A 24,433-nucleotide genomic window follows, 5' to 3' on the forward strand; every position below is an offset into this window, starting at 1 on the left:
CGATCTACCTCGACGACAAGCCCTACGGTGTTCTGCGAGCCGGAACCCGAGCAGATGGATTGGCAGCGGTGGCGAGGCTTGAAGGATCTCGTGGTCTTCGCCGCAACCCGCGACGAACGCAACCGCATCGCCGTCGCGGCCCCGAATGGCGTCCGCATTGTCGTCCTCGGGCAGCCAGGTTCTTGAACGCCGCGGGACCGACAAGCACGGCGCAAGAAATCCTTGTACGCCGTCCAACGGGCCCTTAGGCTCGCGCCCTTGAGCTGACAGCTATGGGGGAGCTGGGCATGGCGGTATTGATGATGACCGCGACGGTGTACGGCGTGGTGCAGCTGCTGGTGTTGTCATCGCCGACGCGTTCGGTGCGGGTCTCCACCGTACTGCTGGCGATCGCAGTGGGCGTCTACGGCTGCGGCATCGTGACCGTGCTGCTGGAGTACGCGTATACACGCACCGTCTCCGACCAACCCCATGGCGGGACGCTGCTCGACACCGTGAAGACGGCCAGTTACACCGTCGACCCAGTCATGGAAGAGCTGATCAAGATCACGCCTCTGCTGGTGGCGGCGTGGAACGTCAAGATCCGCCGCCAGTGGGGCCTGACCGACTACGTGGTCACCGGCGCAGCGCTGGGTGCGGGCTTCGGGCTACTGGAGGCAGTGGCCAGGTTCGGGCTGGACGCGGCCCGGGCCATCAGCCACCCGGGCGGTGGCTGGGTGATCCCCGACAGCCTGCAAGCGCCCTGGATCCCTGGCCCCGATCAGGTCTTCGCTGCGTGGTTCCCTGCCCCCTTCACCACCCTGGACTTCGGCGGTGCCCACCCGGCCGCTGACACCAGTCCCCATCTCGTCTACACCGCCGCCGCGGCCCTGGGGGTTGGCATCCTCATGCGTGGTCGCCGCTGGCTGCGGGCCCTGGGGCTGGTGCCCATCGCCACTGCCTGTGCTCACCACATGCTCGCCAACTACGCGGCCGCGCAACCCGGCGCCCGGGACACCCAGTCACTGGTCGAAGACCTCAACGGCATCCTGTGGACTATCCCGCTGGCCGTGCTGGCCATCGCTATGGGGGCCGACATGTGGCAGATCCGACGTGCCAAGCGGACGGTCCCAGGCGTACTGCTCCGCGAGGAGAGAGCCGGACGCACCGGCTTTGCCGCCTTGACCGGATACGGGCTGTGGTGTGTTCCCTGGTCAACGCTGATCGCACTGCGCTTCGCCCGCATGCGCCGGGCCCTCTTCTACTCGGCAGCCGGCACCCCGTACGCCGACAGCGCTCCTCTGCACCGCACTGTCGCCTGGACCACCGCACAGATCGACGCCACCGACCACCAGCACGCCTGGCAAGGCGTCGGACCGCGAACCGTCCGCCAGGCCGCCCGCACATTAAGGGACCGGCGGAGAGGGTGGTTCATTCTCATCTCCTTGGTCCTGATGCTCCCCGCCTTGGTCTTCCTCGGCGCGGGATCCTTCCCCGCTGCCGCCGAACTCCAGCAACGCTTCACCACCAATGACGGGCCCGCTGTCCTGATGGCCTTCGGTATCGCCGCGCTGCTGTGGACCACCTGGACCCTCACCAGACTCATGCGTATCTGGCAGGCAACCAGCACGCTCCCCCTCGCCGACGCCCATGCCGTGATCCGCTTCCGCATCTGGACCGCGCTCGGCAGTCTCATCGCAGGCACAGCGCTCCTGCTTCGCATGCACCAGGAAGGGCTCGGCGCCGGCGACAAGCTCTTCCGCAACTTCCACCTGTTGGAAGCGCTCAACAACTTCCTCGCTTACCTCGGCTTCGCGCTCATCCTCCTGGCCCTCCTCGCCCTCTTCCCGCCGGGCGGTGGACTCGCCTTCGCAGGTGCCGGCGTCGCAGCGGGCACGATCACCGTCGAAGCCGCGATCCACGCCACCGCGCTGGGAACGCTCGGCATCGTCCTCATGACCGCCGCGGGTGGTGGCGCGCCGACCGACGGGCCGCCCGAGGGACAGGCGGATGCCGGGAGCCAGAGTGGCTCGCGCCCCACGTCGGAAGAGCCCAACCCCGTCACCGAGGAGCAACAGCAATCCTTCAATCAGAGCCAGCAGCATCTGAACGGCCTCAGCAAGCGGAAACAGGCAGACGAGGTCGGCAGAGGATTCGAAAAAGACGGTCAGAAATACAAGCCTGAAGCGCCACTGCTCAAGACCGGCAAGCACGGCGTTGACTGGTCCGAAGGAACGGCTCGCGCGATAAGAGACGGTCGGCCTCAAGGGCAGTTCGGCAGCGCAGCGGACGTCAAGTACGCAGCGGAACGCGGAGCCGAACTAGGGCCGAATAAGACAGGATTCTTCAGGCTACCCGAAGGGCACAACTGCATAGAGTATCTTCCAGACGGCACGACGCGCACACCGAACAGCATTTTCGTCAAGGTGTACCCCAACGGTAAGGTCCACGCCTACCCGCTCACTCGATAGGAACAAGCATGAGCTTCCGGCTGCAAGCAGGAAACCCTGAGACCCTGAAGGTTGGGCAAGCCGACGACATGGCGGACGCGACAGGGCAGATGTACCCCATGGAGACCGAAGACGCCATCCTATTCTGGAACCGGGTACCCGTGCGACTTGAATACCGTTACGACATTCCCGTCTTGCTTGATGACCTCATCCCACTGCTCGAAGAAGTCCAGAATCCGAGATTCTCTCAAACGCAAGTCCACTGGGGGTCCGACACGTTCTCCACCGAATGGAACATCGTTCGCGACGGGGATTCCCTCAGGATCGATTCGCACTGGGACAGCACCCATGGAAGCTACGAGTTTCTTCTCAACGACCGGAGCCGGTTGACCGTAGAAATCGCTACCTTCGTAGCCGAGTGGCTGAAAGTGCTACGCCGGATCACATCCGACCTCATCATCTGCCGTGTGCGCCTGGAAGATGATGACATCGCGGTCCGGGCGAAAGCGTTGCTGTCGAAGTCGAGCTGACCTTCCAAGGAGGTGGATACGCAAGGCTCTCCGGGTACAAGGCCGAGGCCCCGGCAAGGATGGGTACGTGCCCACCTCCCTCGCCGAGCAGGCCCTTGCCCGCCACGGCGAGATCTCGGTGTCCATACCGCCGTCGGTCCGGCCGCACGTCCCGCCGGTCGTCGATCGGGGTGCCGCTGGTGTGATCCAGGCGGCATCGTGGCCGTCGGGTCCGCCGCGGCCGGTGAGTACGCGGTGGTTCAGGTGGTCAGCACGAACGCACGGACGAGGTGCCGGGTCGGCGGCCCCGGTGGGCGATCGGGGTCTCCCGGTTCGATCGGGGCCTCGGGTTCACCCGTCGCGTCTCAGGTTCGGCCGTCGTGTCCCTGCTCCGCCGCGTACCAGGCGCAGAGCGATGTACCCACGGCGTCGATGAGGCCGTCCCGCGCCGCCTGGGCGATGGTCCCGTCGCTGAACCTCTCGCCCCGTACGATCGCCGTCGCGGCCCGCATGGCGTCGGCGGGGCTCAGCCGTCCGTCCGGTGGGAGGGTGGGCGGCGGATTGTCGATCCACAGGTACGCGGGCGTCACGGCGCCGACGGCGACCAGCGCGCGGATGACGCGGTTGAGCCGCTCGCTGTGGATCGGGTAGCCGACTGTCCAAGTGCCGCTCGGATTCTGGCGGGCCGGGCGCCACTGAACGTCGCGGTCCTCGTCCGTCAGCTCGGCCAGCCCCTGCCCCAGCTCGTGCCAGGCGTGGCTGTTCGCGCGGTCGAGCCGGGCGAGCAGCCGCCGGTCATCGGCCTCGGTGATCCTCCCCGCCAGTTCGGTGAGCGCCGTAAGGCTGGCGGCGGCCGCCAAGGATCCCGGGACGATATGGCTGGGCCTCCTCGGGTCCGAGCCCCGCACCAGTTCGGCCAGCGCCGCCGTCGGCGCCAGCCCCCGCCCCTTGGCCTCCCCCAGCCTCGCCAACCACTCCTGCCCCTCATCCAGCCTCACCGGATCCCCGCCGGGCCGCGGGCACCACCCGGCCGCGCCGTCCTCGTCATTGGCCCACAGGTAGCCGATCGGCTCCCCGCGGGCGTTGGCCAGAGTGACTCATCGGTGACTTACTGGCGGCTCAGGGAGCGGGTGATGCCCGCCGCGATGGTGGTGGCCAGGATCCAGCCGGTGACGATGAGGGCGTAGGAGAGCCACTGGGCCCAACCCTGCGGCGCGAAGGCCGACTGCTGACCGAAATCGGCGATCGGCAGCAGCAGGTCCACGGTGTAGAAGACGGGGTTGAAATCGGGCGCCTCGTCGGCCTTCAGGGGACGGGGGTGGACCAGGGCGAAGGCGGTGGCGCCGGTGAGAAGGAGAGCCAGCAGCCACCCGGCGGCGCGCATGGGCCGGAAGCCGTAGCCGACCGTGATGTCCTGGAGATGGCCCCAAGCCCTGGCGTACCGGGGCAGGGTGCGGCGATGCCGACGGAGCTTGGCGAGTTGCACGGTGCGGGCGGCGGCGTCATCCCCCGCGATGCGGTAGGCGGCGGTCAGCTGCTCGTAGGCATACGGCAGATAGCCCGACTCCTCGCGCTCCAGCACGGGCAGACGCTGTTCGGCGGGCAGGTCGGGGGTGAGCCTGCGATAGCTGAGGCCGTCGATCCTGACCCGGTCGGGCCAGGTCTCCGGGGCGATGTGCAGCAGATCGACCTGGGAACCGCGGAGGTTCACCACGCCCTCGATCGGGGCGGCCTCGCGCAGCCACAGCTCACCGATCACACAGCTGCTGGCGCGCAGGGCCTGACCGCCCGGGTTGCGGAGCCGGGCGTGCGCGAGGTTCAGGTGACGGGGGATCCTGGCGCCGCTGACGTTGACGCGGCCATGGGCGCGCAGCCGCATGGCGCGCAGGTCGGTGCCGACCGACAGGGTTTCGGCGTGCAGGGCGTCGTGGCCGGGGTGGTGCAGTACGGCGTCGTTCAGGTTGACCTCACCGGTGACGGTGGCCCCGTTGAGCCGGACCTGACCGTGGCAGACGAGTCCGGTGGCCGCTATGTCGTTGCCCACGCTCACCTGGTTGAGCTCCAGCGCCGGTTCCTGGAGCGCGGTGGGGTCCGGGGGGTCGGGGGCGTGCGATCCGTGGGAGCAGTCGGGGCCGTCGGAGGCGTTGGGGCCGTCGGGGCCGTCGGAGCAGTTGGGCACATCGGAAGGATCAGGGTCGTCCGGGGAGCCGCCGAGACGCGCGCCGTCGAGGAAGACCGCTCCGGCGATCTGTGATCCCGCGAGCCTTACGGGCCCCGCGATACGGCAGCGGCTCATCCGCAGCACCCCCTCGACGCGGAGCGCTGCCGCGGTGAAGGCGGGCAGCACGGAATCGCTGAGCACCAGGGCACGAAGCTGGGCTCCGTAGAGCATCGGGCCCTCGGCGAAGTAGCAGGACCGCAGCCGTATGGAGTGCTGTACCACTCCGTACCTGAGATCGAGCTGCCCGGTGATACGCGCACCCGCCAGCTTCAGTCCCGCTATCTCCCCGGCCCGGCTGTCGCCGTCGACCAGCAACGCCCGCAATACCTCGGCCCTTACGGTCCGTTCGGGCCCCCATGCCGCACCGGCCGCCGGGTCGTCCTCTGGGCCCTCGCGCAGATCCACACCCTCGCCCAGCGGGAACGCCTCCCGGACACGGCGCTCGGCTGGGGTCAGGTCGGTGATCTCCATCGGCGGGATGGTGGCGCGGGGGTGTTCTGGGTGTCAACCGGCCGGCTGCCGGCCGACCTCCGAGAGCAAACGGCTCCGGCCGCCACGAGAGCAGTCGGCTGCCGGCCGACATGAGGGGAAGGTGTGCCCATGGCCGGTAACGCGCTGTGGGCGGCGAACTACTCGGGCACGCCGGTCCAGCCCTGGCGGCGCAGGACGGCCGCGACGTCGGGGGCCTGGTAGTGGTCGCCCTTGAGGACCTTGCCGTCGGCGCGCAGGGTGGGGCGGCCGTCGGGGCCGAGTTTGGTCATATTGGCCCGGTGGATCTCGGCGATGACCGCGTCGAGGTCGATGCCGTGGACCAGTGCGGTGCCGTAGGCGACGTAGACGACATCGGCCAGCTCATGGGCGAGATGGTCGAGGGTGCCGTGAGCGCTCGCGTCGGCTACTTCGGCACACTCCTCGGCCAGGAGGTGCTGGCGGTGGGCGGCGAGTTCCGGTGCGACCTCGGTGGGGGTCGTACGGGCGTCCAGGCCGAAGGCCAGGTGGAATTCGCGGATGAGGTCGGCGGGAGAGGGGCGCATCCGTCCGATCGTACGTGGGGGGCTGCGCGGGGTCGTACGTGCGGGGTCGTGGGTGTGGAGTCGTGCGTGTGGAGTCGGGCGTGTGGAGCGGTCCGGGGTCGTAAGTGGGCGCTGTGCGGGGTCGTAAGTGGGCGCTGTGCGGGGTCGTGCGCGGGGTGTTGTGCGGGGTGGTGCGGGGTGGTGCGGGGGCGTGCGTGAGAGGTGGTGTGCGTGCCGGGGCGGTCGGGGGGTGGGCGGTGGCCGGTACGGGGCCGGACGGGCGTATGGCCGCCCGCCCCTGCCGGATCACGCCAACCCCCGCGCCTCACGCTCCGCTTACTTCTACAGTGCTGTAGATTTTTACTCCGGTCCATCGAGCACCAGGAGGAGATCGTGGGAGTTTCCCTGTCCAAAGGCGGCAACGTCTCGCTGAGCAAGGAGGCGCCGGGCCTGAGCGCGGTCATCGTCGGCCTGGGCTGGGACGTGCGGACGACGACGGGGGCCGACTACGACCTCGACGCGAGCGCCCTGCTCTGCGACGAGGCCGGGAAGGTCGCGTCCAACCAGCACTTCGTCTTCTACAACAACCTCACCAGCCCCGACGGCTCCGTCGAGCACACCGGCGACAACCTGACCGGTGAGGGCGAGGGCGACGACGAGGCCATCAAGGTCAATCTGGCCGCCGTGCCCGCCGAGATCGCCAAGATCGTCTTCCCGGTCTCCATCCACGACGCCGAAAGCCGCGGCCAGAACTTCGGCCAGGTCCGCAACGCCTTCATCCGGGTGGTCAACCAGGCCGACAACGCCGAACTCGCCCGCTACGACCTGAGCGAGGACGCCGCGACCGAGACGGCGATGGTGTTCGGCGAGCTCTACCGCAACGGCGCGGAGTGGAAGTTCCGTGCGGTCGGCCAGGGATACGCCTCGGGTCTGGCGGGCATCGCCTCCGATTTCGGCGTCAACCTCTGACCCCGCCCCTCTGACCCTGCCCCCGCCCCCCTCCTCCGGCCGCCGGGACCGGCCTCCCCCCCTGAGTCAGGCCCGGCGTCCGGTTCACACGGCGCGCACAGCCCAACACAGCCGCACAGCCCACACAGCTCGCACAGCCAGCTCACACGGTTCGGACGGTTTCGACGGTTCGGACGCATCGAGGAAGCGGACATGACCGCCTCACCCGGGTTACAGGCCGAGGACAGGCCCGACTTCGAGCGGGCGCTGCACCAGGCGCTGCGTACCGCGGAGATCCGCGAGGCCCTGGGAGGCAGCGGGTCCAGCGGGGGCACGGATATCCAGCGGCTGCGCTCCCAGGCGCTGGTGGAGAGCGAGGCGATCGCGACGGCCGCCGCGCCCGAGTACGCCGCCTACCTCCGGCAACGCGCCGCTGCTGCGACGGCCGCCTCCACCTCGCCCGACCCGTCCGCCGCAGCCGTCACAGTCGCCTCGGCCGCCTCGGCTGTCCGCACCGCCCCGTTCACCACGGCAGGCGGCCGCGGGCTGCTGCCGGCGCTCGCCGTCCTCACACCGGCGCTGGCCGGCGCCTCGGCCGCGGCCTTTCTGCTCCTCGGCGGACTGCTGCGGCTCTCCGGCTCCCAACGCGAGACGGCCGACGCCCTGTTGACGGCCGGGCTGACCAGCGCGACGATCGCGGCGGTCACCCTGGCGGCGGGGATGGTCTGCCTGGTCGTCACGGCCGTACGCCACCGCAGCTCACCCCCCGACCGGCAGCCGCGCCCCCATCGGCGTCCACACGCACACCCACATCCGCACCCGCACCCGCACCCGCACCCACCTTCGGGCTCCCATCCGCCATACGCCTGGCGCCAGGATGACGCGGCCGTGGCCACGGCCCGCGACGCATGGCTGAGGGCCCTCCTCCACCGCGGCATCCTGCCGTTTCTGCGCGACCGGCTGAAGATGTCGCACACACTGTCCCGGACGAGTCAGAAGAGCGAGAAAGGAAGCACATGACCGTAAATCTGGCCAAGGGCCAGCGGATCAGCCTGAGCAAGTCCGACGGGGGCGAGCTCAGCGCGGTGCGCATGGGCCTGGGCTGGCAGGCCGCGCCGCGCAAGGGGTTCCTCGCCCGGTTGACCGCCAAGGAGATCGACCTGGACGCCTCGGCCGTGCTCTTCGCCGGTCGGGAAGCCGTCGACGTCGTGTTCTTCCAGCATCTGATCAGCAATGACGGATCGGTCCGGCACACCGGTGACAACCTCGTCGGCGGCGCCGGTCAGGGTGGCGACGACGAATCGATCCTGATCGATCTTCAGCGCGTTCCGGCCCATGTCGATCAGATCCTGTTCACGGTGAACTCCTTCTCCGGACAGACCTTCGCCGAGGTGCAGAACGCCTTCTGCCGTCTGGTCGACGAGACCAACGGACAGGAACTGGCCCGCTACACCCTGAGCGGCGGCGGTCCCTACACCGCCCAGATCATGGCCAAGGTCCACCGTGCGGGCGGGGCGGGCGGAGCCTGGCAGATGTCGGCGATCGGCGCGCCCGCCACCGGTCGGACATTCCAGGATCTGCTGCCGGTCCTCTCCTCCCACCTCTGACAGGGCGGGAACGGCCTGTGGCGCGTTTCGTGGGGCCTGGGGGAGAATCTCAGGGTGACCGAGCGAAAGCCACCAGGCATCAGCTTCGAAACGTGGGCCGACCGGCAGATCCGCGAGGCGGAGGAACGCGGCGCGTTCGCCGACCTTCCGGGAAGGGGAAAACCTCTTCCCAGCCTCGACAAGCCCTACGACGATCTGTGGTGGGTCAAGGAGAAGATGGCCCGCGAGAATCTGTCGTTCCTGCCACCGACACTCGTCTTGCGCAAAGAGGCGGAGGACGCGCTCGCCGCCGTGGACGAGGCGCCGTCGGAGCGGGTGGTGCGGGAGATTCTCTCGGGAGTCAACGACAAGATCCGTGAGGCGATCCGGCGGCCCCCGCCCGGCCCGCCGCTCAATCTTCTGCCCTTCGACATCGACGAGATCGTCCGGGAATGGCAGGAGCGCCGGGGCGGTACGGCGGACGAGGGCTGACCAACGGGCCGGGTGGAAGACAGGAGACAAAGGCGGCGGGCCGGGGCGCATGCGCCCCGGCCCGCCGGCGTGGTTCAGGGCCTCCCCGGACTACCCCTCATTGCCGTACGGGCGGGTGATGATCTCCATGCCATGACCGGCCGGATCCATGAAGTACAGCCCGCGTCCACCGTGATGGTGGTTGATCTCGCCCGGCTGCTTCAAATGGGGATCGGCGTAATAGGTGACCCCCTGCTCCCTGATCCGCTCGAAGGCCGTGTCGAATTCCTCGTCCGAGACGAGGAAAGCGTAATGCTGCATGACGATCGACTCGCCGGGAATGGTGGCGAAGTCCAGGGTCACTCCGTTACTGGTTTCGACCGGAACGAACGGGCCCCATGCTTCTCCTACTTCGAGGCCGAGAATGTTGGCCAGGAATTCCGCGGATGCGCGGTTGTCCAGAGAATGGATGATCGTGTGATTCAACTCGACTGACACTGTGGAATGCCTCCGTTGGGCAATCTCACGGGCACCTCCATGCCTCACCCGGCCGGTGACCGACACGCGATGCCGTATCTAGGATCCTAGGCGGGACCGCACACGGCCGTCGAGGCCCGTGGCCCCCAGGGGCCAGGCTCCGCCCCGCTCGCGATCGCCGTCGTCACCGGGCGTGCCGAGCGCCCCTACCGTGCTTCCGGGGGTTCAGCCCGTCTTCGGTCCGCGGGTCCGGCCCCGCATCGGTCCGCAGGTCCGGCCCGGCTTCGGTCCGCGGGTCCGGCCCGGCCTGAGCCCGCGGGTTCAGTCCGGCTTCAGTCCACGGGTTCGGTCCAGCCTCAGTCCGTGGAATCCCCGGCGGCGGGTTCCTTTCTCACGGCCGCCACGCTGAAGATCCCGCCCTCCGGGTCGCGCAGCGCCGCGATGCGCCCATAGGGGGTGTCGGTGGACGGGGAGAGGACCCCGCCACCGAGCTCCGCCGCGCGTTCGGCGACCTCGTCGACGTCCTTCACGCAGAAGTAGACCCGCCAGCGGGGCCGGACGTTCGGGTCCGGGGCGGCCTCGATGGCGCCGCCGCGCAGCCCCGCGACCGCCTTACCGTCGATATGGAGGACCACCCGGTCGTGTTCGAAGCGGACATCGCAGCGCTCCCGCTCCTGGCTGTCCCACCCGAAGACCTGCCCGTAGAAGAGCGCCGCCTCGAAGGCGTCGCGGGTGCGCAGCTCCAGCCATACGGGCGCGCCGGGTCTGCGCTCGCCCCACCAGGCGGAGGTCAGGTCGCCCTCCCAGATGCCGAAGTTGGCCCCGTCCGGGTCGGCCGCCCAGGCCACCCGGCCGCTGCCGAACTCCAGCGGCCCGACCGCGACCGTGCCACCGCGCTCCTGGATGCGCGAGGCCACCTCATCCGCGCTGTCCGCCGCGAAGTACGTGGTCCAGGTGACCGGGAGGGTCACCCCCGCCGACGGGGACGAGGCGCCGATACCGACGGTCGGTACGCCGCCCTCGGTGTACGCGACGGTGTAACGGCCGTGCCCCTGCCGGGTGGGACGGAAGCCCCAGCCGAAGAGCTCTCCGTAGAAGGCGTGCGCGCGGTCCAGATCCGCCGCCATGAGACTCACCCAGCACGGCGCGCCCTGGACGGCACGGAACCTCTCCCGCAAGGCCGCTCACCTCACTCGTATCCTTGGGGACGCCGCAGCCGTCCCGCGCGCAGCCGTGCGCAGCCGTCATCGCTCGCGCCTCATGCTCGATATCTCCACTTTCCTCCGATTTTGCGGATGGCGCCACCTTCATGGGCCCCGGCGCGCCCGCCCAGGGTGGTCTCAAGCGCGCTGTGGCGCATCACACCGGGGCGCGTCCGGCACCGGAGCATGGCCGGCCGGCCGAGGCAGGGCAGTATTGCGCCATGTCGAATCTCCGCTCAAACATCGTCTCGTGGCTGGGTCGCAAGTATTTTTCGAGAATTCAGAAAAACGGCTTCGACCTGTCCAAGATGTCGTTCCTCCCGGATGCCACGCTGGCGCCGCTGAGGCGTGACGGCCTCGATCCCGTGGCCGATCTGTCCCGAACCAGGGCAAAGGAGCCCATTAGTAAGATATGGCTGCCTTTCGGCATTAATGCCTGGCTTGTCACCGGATACGACGAGACCAAGGCGGTGCTCGGAAAGGCGAAGGGGTTCAGCTCCGACTTCACCAACCTCGCGGAACGGAACATCGGCGTCGCCCCGCAGCAGAATCCGGGAGGTCTCGGTTTCAGCGATCCACCGACGCATACGAGACTGCGGCGCCTGCTGACGCCCGAATTCACCATGCGGCGGCTCAGCAGGCTCACCCCGCGCATCCACTCCATCGTGGAGGAGCGCCTCGACGAGATGGCCGTGGCCGAGGGCCCGGTGGATCTCGTACAGGCGTTCGCCCTCCCCATTCCCGCGCTGGTCATCTGCGAGCTGCTCGGTGTGCCGTACGAGGACCGCGAGGACTTCCAGCGCCACAGCACGGCTCGGTTCGACCTCTTCAGCGGCGCGAACGCCTCCTTCGGCGCGATGTCGGACTCGCTCACCTATCTGCACGGAATCGTCCGGAAACAGCGTGAGACGCCCGGCGACGGGCTGCTCGGCATGCTGGTGAAGGAGCACGGCGACGAACTCGACGACCAGGAGCTGGCCGGGCTCGCCGACGGGGTGCTGACCGGTGGTCTGGAGACGACCGCGAGCATGCTGGCGCTCGGCACGCTCGTACTCCTCCAGGCCCCCGAACACTTCGCGGCGATACGCGATCAGGACGAGGTGGTGGACTCGTTCGTGGAGGAGCTGCTGCGCTATCTCACGGTGGTGCAGGTGGCCTTCCCGCGGTTCGCCCGCGAGGACATGGAGATCGGGGGCACCCGGATATCCGCCGGCGACCTGGTGCTGTGCTCGCTGAGCGGGGCCAACCGGGACGAGAAGCTGGGCCCGGACATGGAACGGGTCGATCCGCACCGACAGGTCCCCTCGCATCTGGCCTTCGGCTACGGCATCCACCGCTGCATCGGCGCCGAGCTGGCCAAGATGGAACTCCGGGCCGCCTATCCCGCGCTCATACGGCGGTTCCCGGAGATGCGGCTCGCGGTACCGGCGGAGAAGCTCTCGTTCCGGAAGCTGTCCATCGTCTACGGCGTGGATGCGCTGCCGGTGCTGCTGAGGTAGCGGAAACCGGGGAGGGGACGGGCCAACGGGGAAGGCGGCGGGGGCAGGGGGTGGAGGGGGTGGAGGGGCGGGAGTTCGTACGGAAGAGTCCGGTCGGAAGAGCGCGGACGGAAGAGCCTGGTCGGTACGGTCCCAAGACTCCGGTCGGTACGGTCCCAGAACTCCGCTCGGTACGGCCGGGAGAGTCCGGTCGGTACGGCCGGGAGAGTCCGGTCGGTACGGCCGGGAGGGTCCCTCGGGAGAGTGCGGGTCCGCTCACCGGAAACACCCGCGCGTACTCAAAGACACTCAAAGACACTCTCAGACGCGCTGAGACGCGCTGAGACGCGCTGAGACGCGCTGAGACGCACTCAGAGGCACCCGGAAGCACTCAGAAGCGATCGGCCATCTGCTCACGTTCGCGCGGGGGCTCGTACGGCGTGGGCCAGAAATCGGTGATCGTCTGGATCCGGCCGTCCGGCGCGGCCGTGAAGAAGCTGATCGCCTGCGTCTCCTCCTCGTCCACGCTGAAGCGCACCCAGGAGACCGCCTGCTCGCCGTCGGCGACGACGCGCTCGATCTCCAGGCTCCACTCGCCGACGCACTCGGCGTTGAAGCGGACCACCGCGTCCCGGCCGAGCACCCGCTCGCGGGTCTGCGGAAGCTCGTAGCGGACGTCGTCGGCGAGGGTGGCGCCGAACGCCCGCCAGTCCCTGGCCTGGGCCGTTGCCCAGTACGTCTCCACCGTCGCGCCTATGTCGGCCATCGGCTCCCCTCCCGGTGTGCGGCCGCCGTCCATCCCGCCGGGAACGTTATCCACAGGCGCGGGGCAACGCCAGCACGTATGTCGGGGTGCGGCGCAGAATGGTGGGCATGACTGAGAGCACGGAGTCCATGCCGGACTGGGAAAAGCGCTTCCGGGCGCCGCGAGTGGGGCTGCCCGACTGGGCGGAGGAGGCCCCGGACCGCTCGCTGTTCGTCTCGAACGCCACGGGCACGTACGAGCTGTACGCATGGGACCGGGCGACCGGTGCGCAGCGGCAGGTCACGGACCGGCCGAACGGGACGACCGACGGTGTCCTGTCCCCGGACGGCCGGTGGATCTGGTGGTTCTCGGACACCGACGGCGATGAGTTCGGGGTGTGGCTGCGCCAGCCGTTCAGCGGCGGCGAGGGGGACGAGCGCCCGGCCGACGAGCCCGCGACCCCCGGTCTTGAGCCCTCCTACCCGGCGGGGCTCGCCCTGGGCCGCGACGGCACGGCGGTCGTCGGGCGCTCCACCGACGAGGACGGCTCGACCATCCATGTGGTGCGGCCGGGCCGCGAGCCCGAGGAGATCTACCGGCACCGCGAATCCGCCGGAGTGGGCGACCTCTCCCATGACGGGACGCTGATCGCGATCGAGCACACCGAGCACGGCGACGCCATGCACTCGGCGATCCGGGTCGTGCGGCTGGACGGGACGGCCGTCGCGGAGCTGGACGACACCAAGGGCGGCGCCGAGGAGCTGGGCCTGTCCGTGATGGGCTTCGCGCCCGTCGAGGGGGACACCCGGCTGCTGGTCGGGCACCAGCGGCGCGGCCGTTGGGAGCCGATGGTGTGGGATCCGCTGACCGGTGTGGAGACCGCGCTGGCGATCGACCTGCCCGGTGACGTGGGGGCGGGCTGGTTCCCGGACGGATCGGCGCTGCTGGTCGAGCACAGCCACCAGGCGCGCAGCGAGCTGTGGCGGTACGACCTCGCCTCCGGCGAGCTGGTCCGCCTGGAGACCCCGGCGGGGACGATCTCGGGTGCCACGGCGCGTCCGGACGGCACGGTGGAGTTCCTGTGGTCGTCGGCCGAGAAGCCGCCCCAGGTGCGGTCCACGAGCGGGCGGACCGTGCTGGACCCGCCCGGTTTCACGGCCCCGGAGTCGGTGCCGGTCACCGACGCCTGGGTGGACGGCCCGGGCGGGCGGGTGCACGCGCTCGTGCAGAAGCCCGCGGGCGAGGGCCCCTTCCCGACGGTCTTCGACATCCACGGCGGGCCGACCTGGCATGACAGCGACGCCTTCGCGGCGGGCCCCGCGGCCTGGGTCGACCACGGCTTCGCCGTGGTCCGGGTCAACTACCGCGGCTCGACCGGCTACGGGCGGGCGTGGACGGACGCGCTCAAGCACCGCGTCGGGCTGATCGAGTTGGAGGACATCGCGGCCGTGCGGGAGTGGGCGGTGGCCTCCGGGCTCGCCGACCCCGAGCGGCTGGTGCTGGCCGGCGGTTCATGGGGCGGCTATCTCACGCTGCTGGGGCTCGGCACCCAGCCGGATGCCTGGGCGGTGGGGCTGGCCGCGGTCCCGGTCGCGGACTATGTGACGGCGTACCACGACGAGATGGAGGCCCTGAAGGCGATGGACCGCACCCTGCTGGGCGGCACCCCGGAGGAGGTGCCGGAGCGGTTCGAGGCGTCGTCCCCGCTGACCTATGTGGACCGGGTGCGGGCGCCCGTCTACATCTCGGCGGGGGTGAACGACCCCCGCTGCCCCATACGGCAGATCGAGAACTATGTGGAGCGGCTCGAGCAGCGCGGCGCCCCGCATGAGGTCTACCGCTATGACGCGGGGCACGGCTCGCTGGTCGTCGAGGAGCGGATCAAGCAGTTGCGCTTGGAGATCGAGTTCGCTCGGCGTCATCTGGGCTCCGGTCCGGATCCGGCGCCGTCGGAGCCGTCGGCTCGGGCGGTGTGATGCCGAGGGCCAGGTCGCGGGCCGTCTCGGCCTCGCGACGGAACAGCCGGAACCACATGAAGAGCACGAAGCCGGCGAAGACGAACCACTCCCCGGTGTAACCCAGGTTCTGGAACGCCTTGATGTCGAGCCCGGTGCCCTCCGCCGCCCTGGGGGGCACCGGCTTCAGGGCCCCGGGAGCCTCGGAGGAGGTGACCCAGGCGTCGTACACCTGGTACGGCACCAGGTTGACCAGGGAGGCAGCGCTGATCATGCCCAATTGGCCGCGGGGGAGGCCGCCGCGTGTGTTCACCCCGTCGCTGCCCTGGTGCTCGGACGCCTGCAGCGCCCCGGTGACGGTCACCTCACCGGAGGGGGGCGCGGGCACCTTGGCGGTGGCCGCCGGATCGTCGGCGTCGCCGGGGAGCCAGCCCCGGACGACGGGCAGCGCCTTGTTCCCGTCCTTGCCCCCGTCCCCGTCCTTGCCCCCGTCGACGCGGAGCAGGGTCAGCACATAGAAGCCGTCGCGGTCGTCCAGCCGCCGGTCGGGCACGAGGAGTTGATGGGCGGTGTCGTATCGGCCGGTCGCGGTCGCCCGCTCCCCGGAGGTCTTGGCGGTGACCGGCAGCAGATCGCGCAGCGGCCGGGCCGCGGCCCGCTGCTCAGCGGACGCCTCGTTCCGCTGCTCGTTATGGGTGTTGACGCGCGTCTCGAAGCGGCTGAGCTGCCAGCTGCCCATGAAGAGGCAGACCGGGATCGCCAGCAGGGTGAACACGTTGATCACCCACCAGCGGGGTGTCAGCAGAAACCGATACACACCCCCACGGTACGGGCTTCACGTCGGGGCCCCGGCGGCGGGGCCGCCCCATACACCCCCGCGCCCCGGCCTCGTACGCCCCCGCGCCCCGGTCCCCGGCACCCGCCGTGGCGCCGCGTGGCACTCCGTGGCGCTCCCTGGCCCGCCCGGACCGCTGCGGAACCTCCCCGGGCGCGGGGCCCCGGAAGGCCACCACCCCGGGAGCCTCAGCCACACGCCGGAGCTTCGGCCGACCGCCCCGGGGCGGTCGGCCCTCGGCGAGAGCCCAGCCGCCCCGCCGGGGCCCCGGCCACCGCCCCGGGGCTCAGCCGCCACTCGGCTCCGGAGCTTCGGGCACCGACCGGGAGCTCGAGCCACCGCCCGTGGCTGCGGCCGCCGACCGGGAGCCCGAGCCACCGTCCGTGGCTGCGGCCGCCGACCGGGAGCCCGAGCCACCAGCCCCGCACCGTCCCGGAGCGCCAGCCACCACGCCCGTACGCCACGGGGCGTCGGCCACCACTCCGGAGCTGGGGCTGCCGACCCGGAGCTCCGGCCACCATCCGTGGCTGGAGCCGCCGTTCGGTGGCCCTAGGGGGCCGCCAGCAGACCGGTACGGTAAATCGTTCCGGCGCAGGCGTCGCCGATCGTCACACTCGCCGCGGCCGGGTCGCCCGCCTCCGGGGTATGGCTGACCAGGACGCTCGCGTCCTGCGGCTCACCGCCACCGCCCGGGGTGCCGCCTGGATCGCCCGTGCTGGGGCCGTCCTGCGGCCCGTCCTGGGCCGCGTCCGTGGTCGGATCGGGGGTCGGTGTGCCGGTGGTGGAGCAGCCGCTGGTGCCGCCGCCCGACGCCGGGATCCAGGCGAACTTGACCTCGTACGCCTGGCCCGGCTTGAGGATGAGCGTGCCCGGCTGGGTGGAGGGGTCGGGCAGCCCGGCCGCCGCGTCCCCCGCCGTATGGTCGACGACGAAGATCTGCGAGGAGTTCGCACCGCCCTGGGCGCTCACGCCCACCGATCCGCTGCCCTCGACGGTGCAGGTCTCGTTCGAGGTGTTCACCACGCGGAACGAGCCGTAGACCCGGCCCTCGGCGTCCGCCGCCCCGACCGACCCGGCGCCACCGCTGGTGAGCTGGGTGCGGCTGCAGGTGGGGGAGGTGGCGTTCAGCGTGTTGGAGGGGTCGGGGGCGGTACCGCCGGAGCCGCCGTCCTCGTGCTTCGGCGGCTTGTGCTTCCCCTTGTCCTTGTCCTTGCCCTTGTCGCGCTTGTCCTGCTCGACCGTGTCGGCGGGCCCGTCCGAGCCCTTGCCGCCGCTGCCCTCACTGTGCCGACCGCCGTTGGTCCCGGGGGTGCGGTGGCTACTGGCGGCGTTGGCCGGGCGGTCGTCCGCTCTGTCGCTCTGGGTCGCGACGTGCACCAGCGCCGGTACGGCCGCGCAGCCGAGCACCACCGTCGCCACGGCCCCGACCAGGGCCTGGCGCCGCCGCGCACGGCGGGCGGGCACGGCGCGCCGCAGATGGTCGAGGGAGTCGGGAGACGGTTCGAGCTCGTCGACGGCGCGGTGCAGCAGCCGCCGCAGCGCCTCCTCGTCCTCACCGCCGGGTTCGTCGTCGTCCAGTTGGAGGCGGAGGGGCGTCACCCGCCCAGGGCCGGACCCGGCGGCCTTACCGGAGTCACCGGCCGCAGAGGGTCCTGGGGAATTCGTGGGCTCGCCGGACTTCCGGGCGGCCGGGAACCGCCTGGTCTCCCCCGACTGCCCCGCTTCCGCCGGTTCCCTGGTTTCCGCAGGTTCCCTGGCCGCCGCCTCCGCAGGCTCCCTGGTCTCCGCGGACTCCCTGGTCTCCGCAGAGTCCCTGGCCTTCGCCTCCGTCGACTCCCCTGCCTCCCTGGTCTCCGCCAGTTGCTTGGCCTCCCCGACCTCCTTGGTCTCCGCGGACTCCCGGGTCTCCGCCTCCGTCGACTCCCCGGCCTCCGCGGACCCCGTGGATTCGGGCTCGTGGCGGTGCCGCCGGCCGGGTTCACCCGGGTCCGGCGTAAATGTGGTGTGGTTCATGCCGGAGCCTCCATGGCGACGCGGAGCGCCGCGATGCCGCGCGAGCCGTATGCCTTGACCGAGCCGAGCGATATGCCCAGCGTCTCGGCCACCTGGGCCTCGGTCATATCGGCGAAGTAGCGCAGCACGAGAACCTCGCGCTGGCGGCGCTGAAGTCCCCTCATCGCCTTGATCAGTTGATCGCGTTCGAGCTGTTCGTACGCCCCCTCCTCGGCACTGGCCATATCGGGCATCGGCTTGGAGAGCAGCTTCAGCCCGAGAATGCGCCGACGCAGCGCGGAGCGGGAGAGATTGACGACCGTCTGCCGCAGATAGGCGAGGGTCTTCTCTGGATCCCGGACTCTCTTGCGCGCCGAGTGCACACGGATGAACGCTTCCTGCACGACGTCCTCGCAGGACGCGGTGTCGTCGAGGAGGAGCGCGGCGAGACCCAGGAGCGACCGGTAATGGGCGCGGTAGGTCTCGGTGAGGTGATCGACTGTGGTGCCCGCTGCCATCGCGTCGTCAGTGTCCTCGCGCCCTGTGGTGATGTGCGCGGGGCGGGCCGTCGGCCATGGCGCGATCACCGGCATGCCACCTGGAGTGCGTGAGCGCGGGGGGCGTACCGCCACGCTGCCGCGCCCTGAAACCGTTGCGATGCCGAATACCTCTGCCACGCCTGTTGGACACGCCGCCCCCTGTCAGGGTTGTACGCGTGAGGCACCGCGTTTGACGATGCGTTCAATGCCCCCATGCGCACCAACTCTTCCCTAATGCCCCAGTTGTCCCAGCGCCCACTGCGGGGCGGCTGGAAAGACGCTCCCCGCCTGCTGCTGGTTGCAGCGGACGGGGAGTGAAACATCCATCAGATCAACGGCCCAGCTCAGCTGGTCCAGGCCAGTGACACGCGCACAGGATATTCACATCTATCGGGCGGCGCACTGCCGAAACGTCACTTTAAGACCGTCCCTCACCTTACGACGACCCGGCCCTCTCACTTGCGGTGGGTCCTCCTTGCCGGTGGACCCTCCTCGCCGGTGGACCCTGCTCGCCGGTGGACCCTCCTCGCCGGTGGACCCTCCTCGCCGGTGGGTCCTCACCTGGCCGCGGCCCCGGCGGCCAGCTCGGCCGCGACGACCTCCGCGATCTGCGCGGTGTTCAGCGCCGCGCCCTTGCGCAGGTTGTCACCGCAGACGAACAGCTCGAGCGCCTTCGGGTCGTCCAGCGACCGCCGTACCCGGCCCACCCAGGTGGGATCGGTGCCCACGGCGTCGGCGGGGGTCGGGAACTCGCCCTCGGCCGGATCGTCGCACAGCACCACCCCGGGGGCGCCCGCCAGGATCTCGTGTGCCGCCTCGACCGTCACCTCGTTCTCGAACCGCGCGTGCACGGCCAGCGAATGCGTGGTGATCACAGGCACCCGCACACAGGTCGCGGCGACCCTCAGCTCCGGCAGCCCCAGGATCTTGCGGGACTCGTTCCGCACCTTCAGCTCCTCGGAGGACCAGCCGTCCTCCTTGAGCGAACCGGCGAACGGCACCACGTTCAGCGCCATCGGCGCCGGGAACGGCCCGGTGTCGCCCACCGCCCGCCGTACGTCCCCGGGCTGGGTGCCCAGCTCCGTACCGGCGACCAGCGTGAGCTGCTCGCGCAGGGTGTCGATGCCTTCCTTGCCCGCGCCGGAGACCGCCTGGTACGAGGAGACGATCAGCTCGCTCAGCCCGAACTCGGCATGCAGCGCGCCCATCGCGACGATCATCGACAGCGTGGTGCAGTTGGGGTTGGCGATGATGCCGCGCGGGCGGACACGGGCCGCGTGCGCGTTCACCTCCGGCACCACCAGCGGGACGTCGGGGTCCATCCGGAAGGCGCCGGAGTTGTCGACCACCACCGCGCCCTTGCTCGCCGCGATGGGCGCCCACTGCGCGGAGACCTCGTCCGGTACGTCGAACATCGCGACGTCGACGCCCTCGAACGCCTCCTCGCTCAGCGCGACGACCTCGACCTGCTCACCCCGCACGGTCAGCTTCCGGCCGGCCGAGCGGGGCGAGGCGATCAGCCGGATCTCACCCCAGATATCGGCGCGCTCCGAGAGGATCGAGAGCATGACGGTGCCGACGGCGCCGGTGGCACCGACGACCGCGAGGGTCGGCTTGTCGCCACCGGCGGAACCGGCAGCACCGGCGGCACCGCCGGAGCGGATCATCGGCCGGTCCCTCCGTAGACCACCGCTTCGTCGCTCTCGCTGTCCAGACCGAAGGCGCTGTGCACCGCCACCACGGCGTCCTTCACATCGTCGGCGCGGGTGACGACCGAGATGCGGATCTCGGAGGTCGAGATCAGCTCGATGTTGACCCCGGCGTTCGACAGCGCCTCGAAGAAGGTCGCGGTGACCCCCGGGTTGGTGCGCATACCGGCACCGATCAGGGAGATCTTGGCGATCTGGTCGTCATAGCGCAGCGAGTCGAAGCCGATCACCGGCTTCGCCTTGGTCAGCGCCTCCATCGCCCGGTGGCCGTCCGTCTTGGGCAGCGTGAAGGAGATGTCGGTGAGCCCGGTCGACGCGGCGGAGACGTTCTGCACCACCATGTCGATGTTGATCTCGGCGTCGGAGATGGTGCGGAAGATGGCCGCGGCCTCACCCGGCTTGTCCGGCACCCCGACGACCGTGACCTTGGCCTCGGACGTGTCGTGCGCGACCCCGGAAATGATCGCCTGCTCCATGCCTTCTTCTCCTTCTCCCGCTTCCGGCCGGTTGCGCACCCAGGTGCCCTGGTGGCCGGAGAACGACGACCGTACGTGGATGGGGATGTTGTACCGGCGCGCGTACTCGACACAGCGCAGGTGCAGCACCTTGGAGCCGCTCGCGGCGAGCTCCAGCATGTCCTCGTACGGGATCTCGTTGATCTTGCGAGCCTTCTTCACCACCCGCGGATCGGCGGTGAACACGCCGTCCACATCGGTGTAGATCTCGCACACCTCGGCGTCCAGGGCCGCGGCCAGCGCGACCGCGGTGGTGTCCGAACCGCCCCGGCCGAGGGTGGTGATGTCCTTGCTCTCCTGGGACACGCCCTGGAAGCCCGCGACGATCGCGACCGCCCCGAGCTCGAGCGCGTCACGGATGCGCCCCGGCGTGACGTCGATGATCCGTGCTTTGTTGTGGACCGCGTCGGTGATGACTCCCGCCTGGCTGCCGGTGAACGACAGCGCCTCGTGCCCCAGGTTTTTGATCGCCATCGCCAGCAAGGCCATGGAGATCCGCTCTCCCGCGGTCAGCAGCATGTCGAACTCACGGCCGGCAGGAATCGGGGATACCTGTTCGGCGAGATCGATCAGCTCGTCCGTCGTGTCGCCCATCGCGGAGACCACGACCACCACCTGGTGGCCGTTCTTCTTGGCTTCCACGATTCGCTTGGCAACCCGCTTGATGCCTTCGGCATCGGCAACGGAGGAGCCTCCGTACTTCTGCACGACAAGGCCCACGTGCGCTCCTCGCAGCTCTCAATAATGCGGTCGGCTCAGTCTAACGAGCGGCCGGAATTCGCCCTTCTAATATCACATAGCGAGACGAAAGCCTCACATAGTGACCAGAAACGGCCAGGGGTATCAAGCGGCGCACCGTCCACGCGCCAGCGAGATTCCCCGCAACCCTCCCACCCGCTCAGCGAGCAACCCTGCCCGCTCACCGGCAAAGCACACGGGAACGTAACTCAGCTCACAGGCCCACGACCGCTCCGTGGCCGTCCGCGGAGCGGTCGTGGGCCCGCCCGTGCCCGCTCGTGGGTCGGCTCCGCGGGTCACTCGTGGGACGGGTCCGCGCGTCGTCGTGGATCGGCTCCGCGCGTCGGCTCGCGGGACGGTTCCGCGCGTCGCTCACGGGTCGCTCGTGGGCCGTTCGTTGGCAGGTTCACGGGCCCGCGCACGGCCCGTAGGGCGTGGCCGGCCGGACCCACGGGACGGTCGGGCCGGGCGTCCCTCAGCGCTGCCCCGAGCGCAGGCCGAGCGGCGCCGCGATCTCCGCCGCCATCACCCGGCCGGCCTCCTCCGCGAGCTCCTCGTCCCCGCCCGCGTTACTGTCCGTGTCCAGACCGTCCAGTTCGTCCAGCGGGCTGTCCAGCCGTACATGCGCGACCAGTGACTGCAGCGCACGCAGGGCCGCCGAGGCGGTCGTCCCCCAGTTGGAGAGGTACGAGAACTGCCACCACCACAGCGCCTCGCTGATCCGGCCCTCGCGGTAGTGCGCCATCCCGTGCCGCAGATCGGTGACGATTCCGGCCAGATCGTCGGAGATCCGGCAGGCGACGGGCTGGCTGCGCGGCACGTACGGGTCGAAGACCTCCGAGTAGACGTCCACCGGCTCCAGCAGCTGGGCGAAGCGCTCACGCAGCTCATCGACGTCCGGCTCCGGGCCGGCGTCCGGTTCGTACCGCTCGTCCGGAACGAAGTCCTCGTGCGCGCCGAGCCTGCCGCCCGCGAGGAGCAGCTGGGACAGCTCGAGCAGCAGGAACGGCACAGCACTGTCCGGCTCGTCCCCCTTGGCGACTTCGGTGACCGCGACGATGAAGCTCTCGATCTGGTCGGAGATCTGGACCGCGAAGTCGTCCGGATCCGGGTGGGCGTCGTGCAGCGTTGCGTCAGACATCGAGAAGTCTTCTCCCTTCGAAGGCACGACCCAGCGTGACCTCGTCGGCGTATTCCAGGTCTCCACCGACAGGGAGGCCGCTGGCCAGGCGGGTGACCTTCAAACCCATGGGTTTGATCATGCGCGCGAGGTAGGTGGCGGTGGCTTCGCCCTCCAGATTCGGGTCGGTGGCCAGGATGAGCTCGGTGACCGTCCCGTCCGCGAGCCGCCCCAGCAGCTCCCTGATCCGCAGGTCGTCCGGGCCCACGCCCTCGATGGGGCTGATCGCCCCGCCGAGCACGTGGTAGCGCCCCCGGAACTCACGCGTCCGCTCGATCGCGACGACGTCCTTCGGCTCCTCGACCACGCAGATGACCGCGGGGTCGCGACGGGGGTCCTGGCAGACTCGGCACTGTTCGGCCTCGGCGACGTTCCCGCAGACCGCGCAGAACCGCACCTTCTCCTTGACCTCGGTCAACGCGTGCGCGAGGCGACGGACGTCGGTGGGCTCGGCCTGCAGGATGTGGAAGGCGATCCGCTGCGCGCTCTTGGGACCGACGCCGGGCAGCCTGCCCAACTCGTCGATGAGGTCCTGGACCACGCCCTCGTACACGCCTTCATCCAATCTCGCGCCGCTGCGCGGTGGCTGTACTTCACATGAATATTCGGTTTCGCCGCGCCTCCCCGGCCGGGGCCGGAAAGTGCGGCGAGCCCGATGGGCTCGTGGAGCCCGGTGAGCCCCGCGGACCTGGGAGGCCGTCGAGCCCGGCGGCCTCCGGGGCCCGGTGAGCCCTGAACCCGGCGGGCTGGGCGGCGGGCTCTGGGGCCCGGCGGGCTCCCGCGCCCGGTGGGTCTGAGGAACCCAACGTGCCTTGAGAACCCAACGTGCCCTGGGAACCCCACGCTCCGCGGGAACCCCCTGCGCCCCGGGAACCCGATGGGATCGGGCACCCCGAGGACCCGGGGAGTCCGTGGATCAGAACGGAAGCCCCGGCATACCGCCCAGCCCCTGGGCGAGCGGGCCGAGCTTCTGCTGCTGGAGCTCCTGCGCGGAGTTGTTGGCGTCACGGATGGCGGCGACGATTAGATCCGCGAGGGTCTCCGTGTCCTCAGGATCCACGGCCTTGGGATCGATGACCAGGCCCTGCAACTCACCGGCACCGGTCACGGTCGCCTTCACCAGGCCACCGCCCGCGGAACCCTCGACATGAGTCCGGGCCAGCTCCTCCTGGGCCGCGGCGAGGTCCTGCTGCATCTTCTGAGCCTGCTGCAGCAACTGCTGCATATTCGGCTGACCACCACCGGGGATCACGGCTTCGCTCCTGGCTCTCGACAGTCGTTCTCTTCGATAGCCCGAGCCTACGTGCTCCCTGAGCGCCTTGCTCTACGCCGTACGGAGGAGACGCGGGGAGGGCGGGGAGATGTAAGGACGCCGCGAACCACAGGTGTCCACCGCGGTCGCGCTGGGCGCGGGCCGGTGACCACGCCCACCTGCTCGTTTGCTCGTTTGCTCGTTCTACTCGTTGACGATCTCCTCGACCACCGTGGCACCGAGCTCGCGGATGATCAGGTCGTGGCCGCTCAGCGCGGTGTCGTCCAGATCCGGGTCGTCCTCGGCCGGCATGTCGTCCTCCAGCGAGACCCGCGGAGGCTCGGGCTCGCGGTACGCCGGCTCGGGGGGCGGGCCGGCGTCCACAGGACCGGACGGCGAAGCGGGCGCGGCCGGGGGCGGAGAGGCGGGCGCGGGCCGGGGCGCGGGCTGCCGTGGCGGCGCGGGCTGGCCACCGCCGCCACCGGCACCACTCCCGCCGCCGAAGCCACCGCCACCGCTCCCGCTGCCGAAGCCACCGCCCGCGGCGCCACCGCCTCCGCCGTAGCCGCCCGGACCGCCAGGGCCACCGGGACCACCGGGACCGCCTGGGCCGCTGCCCTGCTGCCCGGCGCCGCCGGA

General features: G+C 70.2%; 22 protein-coding genes and 1 pseudogene. 8 read left to right on the top strand and 15 right to left on the bottom strand.

Translation table 11 applies throughout. The features are described 5' to 3' along the window. Positions 1-272: 272 nt before the first annotated feature. Together AXW62_RS01370 and AXW62_RS01375 are read left to right on the top strand one after the other, a co-directional pair. Positions 273-2,450: a PrsW family glutamic-type intramembrane protease gene (locus AXW62_RS01370; RefSeq protein ID WP_060942837.1), complete on the top strand. Its 2,178-nt coding sequence runs from the start codon at positions 273-275 to the stop codon at positions 2,448-2,450. Between the two features lie 8 nt (positions 2,451-2,458). Next, positions 2,459-2,959, top strand: coding sequence for a hypothetical protein (locus AXW62_RS01375; protein ID WP_060942838.1), 501 nt, complete (start codon positions 2,459-2,461; stop codon positions 2,957-2,959). A 344-nt stretch (positions 2,960-3,303) separates the two neighbouring features. On the opposite strand, the gene AXW62_RS01380 is transcribed toward AXW62_RS01375, so the two are convergent. The 3 genes from AXW62_RS01380 to AXW62_RS01390 all read right to left on the bottom strand — a co-directional run bounded on the left by AXW62_RS01380 (position 3,304) and on the right by AXW62_RS01390 (position 6,193). Then, complete coding sequence (locus AXW62_RS01380) at positions 3,304-3,909, bottom strand: DUF6508 domain-containing protein (protein WP_060942839.1); 606 nt, start codon at positions 3,907-3,909, stop codon at positions 3,304-3,306. 137 nt (positions 3,910-4,046) lie between these two features. Then, positions 4,047-5,630 carry a hypothetical protein gene (locus AXW62_RS01385; RefSeq protein ID WP_060942840.1) on the bottom strand — a complete coding sequence of 528 codons (1,584 nt, stop codon included), beginning with the start codon at positions 5,628-5,630 and terminating at the stop codon, positions 4,047-4,049. A gap of 158 nt (positions 5,631-5,788) precedes the next feature. After that, entirely contained in the window at positions 5,789-6,193 is a 405-nt protein-coding gene (locus tag AXW62_RS01390; RefSeq protein WP_060942841.1) for a pyrophosphohydrolase domain-containing protein, read from the bottom strand. A gap of 372 nt (positions 6,194-6,565) precedes the next feature. Here AXW62_RS01390 and AXW62_RS01395 point away from each other — a divergent pair, with 372 nt between their 5' ends. The 4 genes from AXW62_RS01395 to AXW62_RS01410 all read left to right on the top strand — a co-directional run bounded on the left by AXW62_RS01395 (position 6,566) and on the right by AXW62_RS01410 (position 9,198). Further along, positions 6,566-7,141, top strand: coding sequence for a TerD family protein (locus tag AXW62_RS01395; RefSeq protein ID WP_060942842.1), 576 nt, complete (start codon positions 6,566-6,568; stop codon positions 7,139-7,141). Between the two features lie 192 nt (positions 7,142-7,333). After that, positions 7,334-8,140, top strand: coding sequence for a hypothetical protein (locus AXW62_RS01400; protein WP_060942843.1), 807 nt, complete (start codon positions 7,334-7,336; stop codon positions 8,138-8,140). Beyond that, positions 8,137-8,727, top strand: coding sequence for a TerD family protein (locus AXW62_RS01405; RefSeq protein WP_030829812.1), 591 nt, complete (start codon positions 8,137-8,139; stop codon positions 8,725-8,727). The genes AXW62_RS01400 and AXW62_RS01405 overlap by 4 nt, the downstream gene beginning before the upstream one ends. Before the next feature lie 54 nt (positions 8,728-8,781). Beyond that, the gene (locus tag AXW62_RS01410) at positions 8,782-9,198 is read left to right on the top strand and encodes a DnaJ family domain-containing protein (protein WP_060942844.1); all 417 of its coding nucleotides are present in this window, start codon (positions 8,782-8,784) and stop codon (positions 9,196-9,198) included. Positions 9,199-9,288: 90 nt separating this feature from the next. Here AXW62_RS01410 and AXW62_RS01415 read toward each other — a convergent pair whose 3' ends face one another. Beyond that, positions 9,289-9,675, bottom strand: a complete 387-nt coding sequence (locus tag AXW62_RS01415; protein WP_030829818.1) for a VOC family protein — start codon at positions 9,673-9,675, stop codon at positions 9,289-9,291. Between the two features lie 335 nt (positions 9,676-10,010). Continuing rightward, complete coding sequence (locus tag AXW62_RS01420) at positions 10,011-10,781, bottom strand: VOC family protein (protein ID WP_060942845.1); 771 nt, start codon at positions 10,779-10,781, stop codon at positions 10,011-10,013. Positions 10,782-11,077: 296 nt separating this feature from the next. On the opposite strand from AXW62_RS01420, the gene AXW62_RS01425 reads away from it, so the two are divergent. After that, positions 11,078-12,355: a cytochrome P450 gene (locus AXW62_RS01425; protein ID WP_060942846.1), complete on the top strand. Its 1,278-nt coding sequence runs from the start codon at positions 11,078-11,080 to the stop codon at positions 12,353-12,355. 370 nt (positions 12,356-12,725) lie between these two features. On the opposite strand, the gene AXW62_RS01430 is transcribed toward AXW62_RS01425, so the two are convergent. Beyond that, positions 12,726-13,100, bottom strand: a complete 375-nt coding sequence (locus AXW62_RS01430) for a nuclear transport factor 2 family protein (protein WP_030829826.1) — start codon at positions 13,098-13,100, stop codon at positions 12,726-12,728. A 107-nt stretch (positions 13,101-13,207) separates the two neighbouring features. Here AXW62_RS01430 and AXW62_RS01435 point away from each other — a divergent pair, with 107 nt between their 5' ends. Next, positions 13,208-15,055 carry a S9 family peptidase gene (locus tag AXW62_RS01435; protein WP_079115411.1) on the top strand — a complete coding sequence of 616 codons (1,848 nt, stop codon included), beginning with the start codon at positions 13,208-13,210 and terminating at the stop codon, positions 15,053-15,055. On the opposite strand, the gene AXW62_RS01440 is transcribed toward AXW62_RS01435, so the two are convergent. The 9 genes and pseudogenes from AXW62_RS01440 to AXW62_RS44980 all read right to left on the bottom strand — a co-directional run. Continuing rightward, positions 14,961-15,851 carry an SURF1 family protein gene (locus AXW62_RS01440; RefSeq protein WP_037646062.1) on the bottom strand — a complete coding sequence of 297 codons (891 nt, stop codon included), beginning with the start codon at positions 15,849-15,851 and terminating at the stop codon, positions 14,961-14,963. The two genes, AXW62_RS01435 and AXW62_RS01440, sit on opposite strands and share 95 nt — an antisense overlap. 567 nt (positions 15,852-16,418) lie before the next feature. Then, positions 16,419-17,882: a DUF4232 domain-containing protein gene (locus AXW62_RS01445; RefSeq protein WP_107406193.1), complete on the bottom strand. Its 1,464-nt coding sequence runs from the start codon at positions 17,880-17,882 to the stop codon at positions 16,419-16,421. Next, positions 17,879-18,454 carry a SigE family RNA polymerase sigma factor gene (locus tag AXW62_RS01450; RefSeq protein WP_030829843.1) on the bottom strand — a complete coding sequence of 192 codons (576 nt, stop codon included), beginning with the start codon at positions 18,452-18,454 and terminating at the stop codon, positions 17,879-17,881. The genes AXW62_RS01445 and AXW62_RS01450 overlap by 4 nt, the downstream gene beginning before the upstream one ends. Positions 18,455-18,957: 503 nt before the next feature. Next, complete coding sequence (locus AXW62_RS01455) at positions 18,958-20,067, bottom strand: aspartate-semialdehyde dehydrogenase (RefSeq protein ID WP_060942848.1); 1,110 nt, start codon at positions 20,065-20,067, stop codon at positions 18,958-18,960. Next, on the bottom strand, positions 20,064-21,344 hold the full coding sequence (locus tag AXW62_RS01460) for an aspartate kinase (RefSeq protein WP_030829846.1): 1,281 nt from the start codon (positions 21,342-21,344) through the stop codon (positions 20,064-20,066). The genes AXW62_RS01455 and AXW62_RS01460 overlap by 4 nt, the downstream gene beginning before the upstream one ends. A 493-nt stretch (positions 21,345-21,837) precedes the next feature. After that, positions 21,838-22,503, bottom strand: coding sequence for a DUF5063 domain-containing protein (locus AXW62_RS01465; RefSeq protein ID WP_060942849.1), 666 nt, complete (start codon positions 22,501-22,503; stop codon positions 21,838-21,840). After that, positions 22,496-23,095, bottom strand: a complete 600-nt coding sequence (gene recR / locus AXW62_RS01470) for a recombination mediator RecR (protein WP_030829853.1) — start codon at positions 23,093-23,095, stop codon at positions 22,496-22,498. Before recR ends, AXW62_RS01465 begins: the two co-directional genes overlap by 8 nt. A 363-nt stretch (positions 23,096-23,458) precedes the next feature. Then, on the bottom strand, positions 23,459-23,794 hold the full coding sequence (locus AXW62_RS01475; RefSeq protein ID WP_079105524.1) for a YbaB/EbfC family nucleoid-associated protein: 336 nt from the start codon (positions 23,792-23,794) through the stop codon (positions 23,459-23,461). Positions 23,795-23,998: 204 nt separating this feature from the next. Further along, positions 23,999-24,433 (bottom strand): annotated as a pseudogene (locus AXW62_RS44980) (DNA polymerase III subunit gamma and tau); the annotation flags it as partial.

Origin of the sequence: Streptomyces hygroscopicus subsp. hygroscopicus (assembly GCF_001553455.1) — a bacterium.
In the GTDB taxonomy this organism is placed as follows: Bacteria; Actinomycetota; Actinomycetes; order Streptomycetales; family Streptomycetaceae; genus Streptomyces; species Streptomyces hygroscopicus.

Coding starts and splice junctions, on each gene's coding strand:
- AXW62_RS01435 (WP_079115411.1), top strand. CDS start 13,208: ATGACTGAGAGCACGGAGTCCATGCCGGACTGGGAAAAGCGCTTCCGG.
- AXW62_RS01385 (WP_060942840.1), bottom strand. CDS start 5,630: ATGGAGATCACCGACCTGACCCCAGCCGAGCGCCGTGTCCGGGAGGCG.
- AXW62_RS01390 (WP_060942841.1), bottom strand. CDS start 6,193: ATGCGCCCCTCTCCCGCCGACCTCATCCGCGAATTCCACCTGGCCTTC.
- AXW62_RS01405 (WP_030829812.1), top strand. CDS start 8,137: ATGACCGTAAATCTGGCCAAGGGCCAGCGGATCAGCCTGAGCAAGTCC.
- AXW62_RS01375 (WP_060942838.1), top strand. CDS start 2,459: ATGAGCTTCCGGCTGCAAGCAGGAAACCCTGAGACCCTGAAGGTTGGG.
- AXW62_RS01455 (WP_060942848.1), bottom strand. CDS start 20,067: ATGATCCGCTCCGGCGGTGCCGCCGGTGCTGCCGGTTCCGCCGGTGGC.
- AXW62_RS01445 (WP_107406193.1), bottom strand. CDS start 17,882: ATGAACCACACCACATTTACGCCGGACCCGGGTGAACCCGGCCGGCGG.
- AXW62_RS01465 (WP_060942849.1), bottom strand. CDS start 22,503: ATGTCTGACGCAACGCTGCACGACGCCCACCCGGATCCGGACGACTTC.
- AXW62_RS01425 (WP_060942846.1), top strand. CDS start 11,078: ATGTCGAATCTCCGCTCAAACATCGTCTCGTGGCTGGGTCGCAAGTAT.
- AXW62_RS01370 (WP_060942837.1), top strand. CDS start 273: ATGGGGGAGCTGGGCATGGCGGTATTGATGATGACCGCGACGGTGTAC.
- AXW62_RS01420 (WP_060942845.1), bottom strand. CDS start 10,781: ATGGCGGCGGATCTGGACCGCGCGCACGCCTTCTACGGAGAGCTCTTC.
- AXW62_RS01400 (WP_060942843.1), top strand. CDS start 7,334: ATGACCGCCTCACCCGGGTTACAGGCCGAGGACAGGCCCGACTTCGAG.
- AXW62_RS01430 (WP_030829826.1), bottom strand. CDS start 13,100: ATGGCCGACATAGGCGCGACGGTGGAGACGTACTGGGCAACGGCCCAG.
- AXW62_RS01450 (WP_030829843.1), bottom strand. CDS start 18,454: ATGCCGGTGATCGCGCCATGGCCGACGGCCCGCCCCGCGCACATCACC.